The sequence below is a fragment of the Methylobacterium sp. WL18 genome (assembly GCF_008040015.1).
Taxonomy (GTDB): Bacteria; Pseudomonadota; Alphaproteobacteria; order Rhizobiales; family Beijerinckiaceae; genus Methylobacterium; species Methylobacterium mesophilicum.
Genome location: NZ_VRVD01000413.1, coordinates 1 through 4226 on the forward strand (window position 1 = coordinate 1; position 4226 = coordinate 4226).

The window sequence follows — 4226 nt, forward strand, 5'->3', positions numbered from 1 at the left end:
GCCGAGGAGGCGCCCGTGAAGCCGCGCCGTCGGCGCCGGCCGCGCTTCGAGGGGATCGCTCCGGAAGAGGGCGAGGCCCGCGCACCCGCCGAGGACGCACCGACCGAGTAAGCGGAACGCGAACGCCTCCTGAAAAAGCCGTCCCGGGACACCGGGGCGGCTTCTTGCTTGGGTCAGGCCATTCGTGTGGAGACGTTCGGCTGAAGAGACAGGATGCCATCGGCTCCGAGGCCGGATCAGGCCCGCCAGTCCGGATAGGCGTGGACCCGGTGGAGGAGCCGGTGGCGTCGGCCGATTTCGCCGAACGGTGCGATCTCCCAGTCCCAGGCCTGGGCCGGGGGCGGCAGCCTCACCCCGAACATCAGGTCGAGGCTGTCGATCACCCGCCCGGCCCGGTCTTCCGCGCGCTGCACGATGTCGGTGATCAGGCAAACCCGCGTGGTCCCGGCCGCGAGCCGGTCCAGGGCCGCGAGATGGGTCTCGATGATCCGGGTACCGAGCTGCGGCGGCGCCTCACGCCCCCGCGCTTCGTGAGCCTCGATCGGAACGATCGGGAGCTGCGACAGCAGGTTGGCCGACACGATCAGGTCCGCGGCCGCGCAGGTCTGCGCAAGTCCGGGATCGCTCAAGCCCGCGCTGATCTCGGCGGTCGCCAGGGCGACGTCGCGGTACCGGCGTGCGGCGAGCCGTGCCGGCCAGGGATGGACGGCGTCCACCAGGGTGACGCGATCGAACAGCACCGCCAGGGCATCGAGCGGTACGTCGTCGAGGAGCCCGGAGCCGAGCACCACCACCGACCCGCGCCGGGCGCTTGCCTCGGCGGCGGCGGTGATCACGCCGCGCGCCTGGATCAGGTGCGGCGCCCAGGCCGCGCGGCAGCGGCGGGACCGGGCGTGGAGCCGGCCGCTGTGGCGGACATAGCCGAGGCGGCGCAAACGCAGCGGCGCGGGATTGGCCAGCGCCAGCGCCCACTCGAACAGCATGTGCGGGCGCTCAGGCCTCGTCGGCCGCCGCCGACGCGGCGGCCCGGGCCGCTGCGCTGCGATAGCCGGTCGCCAGCACGTAGAGCTCGCTCGAATCGGACCGGCTCGCCGCCGGCTTCACGTGGCGCACGGCCGTGAAGTCACGCTTCAGGTCGGCCAGCAGGGCGTTCTCGGTGCCGCCCTGCAGCACCTTGGCCAGGTAGGCGCCGCCCGGGGCCAGGATCTCGCGGGCGAACTCGGCCGCGGTCTCAGCCAAGCCGATGATCCGCAGGTGGTCAGTCTTCTTGTGGCCGGTGGCGTTGGCGGCCATGTCGGACAGGACGAGGTCGGCCGGGCCGCCGAGCAGCGTGGTCAGCTTCACGGGCGCCTCGGGATCCAGGAAGTCGAGGGTGATGAACTCGACGTTCGGCATCGGCTCGATCTCCAGGAGGTCGATGCCGACGACGCGTCCCGTCGTCCCCACGATCCGGGCCGCCACCTGCGACCAGCCACCCGGCGCGGCCCCGAGGTCCACCACCCGCTGGCCGGGCTTGAGCAGTTTGTAGCGCTCGTCGATCTCGATGAGCTTGTAGGCCGCCCGGGAGCGGTAGCCCTCGCGCTTCGCCCGGGCCACGTAGGGATCGTTGAGCTGGCGCTCCAGCCACCGCTTCTGCGACAGAGTCCGGCCGCGGCCGGTCTTCACCCGCTGCTTCAGGTCGCCGCGCACGCCGCCCGTGGAGCCCGCGCCCCCGCGCCGGTCGGTCATCGTGGTGTCCTCATCGGACGGCCTTCCGGTTCCAGACGCCGTCCTCCCGCATCATGTTCATCAACAACCCTTCGCGCAGGCCCCTGTCGGCGATGCGCAGGCGCTCGGACGGGAAGGCCCGCCGGATCGCCTCCAGGATCGCGCAGCCCGCCAATACCAGATCCGCCCGGTCGCGTCCGATGCAGGGATTGTCGGCCCGCTGCTCGAGCCGGGTGTCGAGCAGATCGTCGATGGCGGCGGACACCTCATGGTCGCTCATCCAGAGGCCGTCCACCCGCCGCCGCTCGTAGCGGGCCAGCCGCAGGTGCATGGCGGCGATCGTGGTCACCGTGCCGGAGGTGCCGAGCAGGTGGAAATGCGGGGCCGTGGCCGCCGCCGCCGCGCGGATCGCGAAGGCGGAGAGCTTTTCCGCCACCTCCTCGACCATGCCCTCGAACATCCGCCGGGTCACCTCGGCGCCGCCATGGCGCTCGGCCAAGGTGACGACGCCGACCGGCAGGGAATCCCAGGCGCGGATGCGCAGGGTCGGGTCGGTGGACGGGTTGGCCGCCTCGCCGTCGAGCCACGCGATCTCGGTGGAGCCACCGCCGATATCGAAGATCACCACGGATTCCGCGTCCGGGTCGGCGAGTGCCGCGCAGCCGGTCACCGCGAGATACGCCTCGGTCTGCCGGTCGACGATCTCGAGGTCGAGGCCGACACCCCGGCGGACGCGCTCCACGAAGGCCGCGCCGTTCACCGCGAGGCGGCACGCCTCGGTGGCGATCACCTTCGCCCGGCGGACGCCCCGGGCCTGCATCTTGGTCCGGCAGATCCGCAGGGCCTCGACGGTGCGCTCGATCGCGGCCTCGTTGAGGCGGTCCGAGGTGCCCAGCCCCTCACCGAGGCGGACGATGCGCGAGAAGGCGTCGATCACCCGGAACCCGCTGAAGGTCGGCTCGGCGATCAGCAGGCGGCAATTGTTGGTGCCGAGATCAAGCGCCGCGTAGGCAACGCGTCTGCGGTCGCGGCCCGGCGACGGGGCCGTCGGCTGGAGCGGCACTGCGCCGGTCGACGTGCGGGACGGCGCGGCCGCAGCGGTCTCGTCCCTCATCGGCGCGGCCGTCGGTCCTTCGGGTCAGCCAGGAGCGTCGCGCTCGGCCATTCTTGATGGAAGACCCTACAGGGTCGGTCGGGAACTGCAATGACCGATCGTCGCGACCCGCCTCAGGCCGCGTTCGTCACGCGACCGCCTTCATGGCGCCCGACCGGCGCGGGATCGGCCGCAGCAGGCTCTTGACCTGGGAATAGGGGCGGGGCCGGTTGATCACCTCGTCGAGCCGCGACCACAGGGTCTTCGGCGAGAATGGCTTGGCGATGATCTCGTTGACCCCCAGCGCAACGGCGCGGTCGACCACGTTCCGGCGCGGCTGGGCCAGCATCAGGATGATCGGGATGGTCGGGCAGGGGGAGGTGGAGGGCGTGCGCGCGAGCCGGATGAACTCTTCCCCGGACAGGATCGACAGGTCCCAGTCGATGATGCTGATGTCGGGCTTGCTCTCCGCCAGCACGCCCAGCGCCTCGGCGCCGTCCGGCGCCTCCAGGACGCGCTTGATGCCGACCCGCATGAGCATGTCGCGCACGATTCGCCGGATGTAGAGACTCTCGTCGACCACGAGGGCCGAAAGATCGGGGAAGGTCGGAGTCGCGATCATGGCCGGGTGCCGTTGCGGGGCGCGACGCGAGTCTAGCCGAACAGCCTTTGCGTTTCGCTAACGCCCTCTCGGCCAAGGCGAACGCCTGGATCGACGGGACCCGGAAGCTGCGTTGTTTACCGCAAGAAAGTAACGAAACGGGCGCGTCTTGGCGAAGAAGGTCCTTGCGGTCAAGGCCCGATTGCGTCAGGACTGGGGCGTTATTCTTGGTTACCGCGACCGGGGGTAATGATAGTGCGGGGCGTGGGCTGTCTGGGATGGCGCGCACGCGGTATTTAAGACCAGGGCGGCGGACGGTTTTTGCGAGCTTTCGATGGGACGTGGTCGTGATTTCAGGGGGCCGCAGAAGCGCGGCTTCGACGAGGCTGGCGAGCCGAGATGGCCTGATCAGGCTCCCCCCAGCGGCGGATACGGCGGTGGTGGATTCGGCGGCGGCGGTGGTGGCGGTTTCGGTGGCGGCGGTTTCGACCGCGGTCCCCCCCGGGGCGGCCCCAGCGCAGCGCCTGTGGCAACCGGGCCGGAGCGTGATGCGACGGTCAAGTGGTTCAACAAGGAGAAGGGCTTCGGCTTCGTCGAACTCGGCGACGGCTCGGGCGATGCCTTCCTCCACATTCGCGCCGTCGAGGCTGCTGGCCACGCCGACCTGATGCCGGGCACCCGGCTGACGGTCACCACGGCGCAGGGCCAGAAGGGCCCGCAGGTCACGAGCGTCACCAGCGTCGACACCTCCACGGCCGAGGCGCCCGCGCCCCGGCGTGAGTTGCGCCCGCGCACCGGCGGCTTCGGCGCCGACCGCTTCGGCGG

5 protein-coding genes are annotated in these 4226 nt (G+C 71.2%); 1 reads left to right on the top strand and 4 read right to left on the bottom strand.

All coding sequences use genetic code 11. The features are described 5' to 3' along the window. Positions 1 to 236: 236 nt before the first annotated feature. From FV228_RS21825 to FV228_RS21840, 4 genes are all read right to left on the bottom strand, one after another. On the bottom strand, positions 237 to 983 hold the full coding sequence (locus FV228_RS21825; protein WP_147856522.1) for a hypothetical protein: 747 nt from the start codon (positions 981 to 983) through the stop codon (positions 237 to 239). Positions 984 to 993: 10 nt separating this feature from the next. Then, positions 994 to 1728, bottom strand: coding sequence for an RlmE family RNA methyltransferase (locus tag FV228_RS21830; protein ID WP_147856523.1), 735 nt, complete (start codon positions 1726 to 1728; stop codon positions 994 to 996). A gap of 10 nt (positions 1729 to 1738) precedes the next feature. Beyond that, complete coding sequence (locus FV228_RS21835; protein ID WP_147856524.1) at positions 1739 to 2821, bottom strand: Ppx/GppA phosphatase family protein; 1083 nt, start codon at positions 2819 to 2821, stop codon at positions 1739 to 1741. A gap of 127 nt (positions 2822 to 2948) precedes the next feature. Further along, entirely contained in the window at positions 2949 to 3422 is a 474-nt protein-coding gene (locus FV228_RS21840; RefSeq protein ID WP_147856525.1) for a response regulator, read from the bottom strand. 313 nt (positions 3423 to 3735) lie between these two features. Here FV228_RS21840 and FV228_RS21845 point away from each other — a divergent pair. Continuing rightward, positions 3736 to 4226 (top strand): cold shock domain-containing protein (locus tag FV228_RS21845; RefSeq protein ID WP_147856526.1); only part of this gene is annotated, 491 nt, incomplete at its 3' end.

Bases quoted from the DNA above. Each gene is read 5' to 3' on its own strand.
- FV228_RS21840 (WP_147856525.1), bottom strand. From the start codon at position 3,422: ATGATCGCGACTCCGACCTTCCCCGATCTTTCGGCCCTCGTGGTCGAC.
- FV228_RS21830 (WP_147856523.1), bottom strand. From the start codon at position 1,728: ATGACCGACCGGCGCGGGGGCGCGGGCTCCACGGGCGGCGTGCGCGGC.
- FV228_RS21835 (WP_147856524.1), bottom strand. From the start codon at position 2,821: ATGAGGGACGAGACCGCTGCGGCCGCGCCGTCCCGCACGTCGACCGGC.
- FV228_RS21825 (WP_147856522.1), bottom strand. From the start codon at position 983: ATGCTGTTCGAGTGGGCGCTGGCGCTGGCCAATCCCGCGCCGCTGCGT.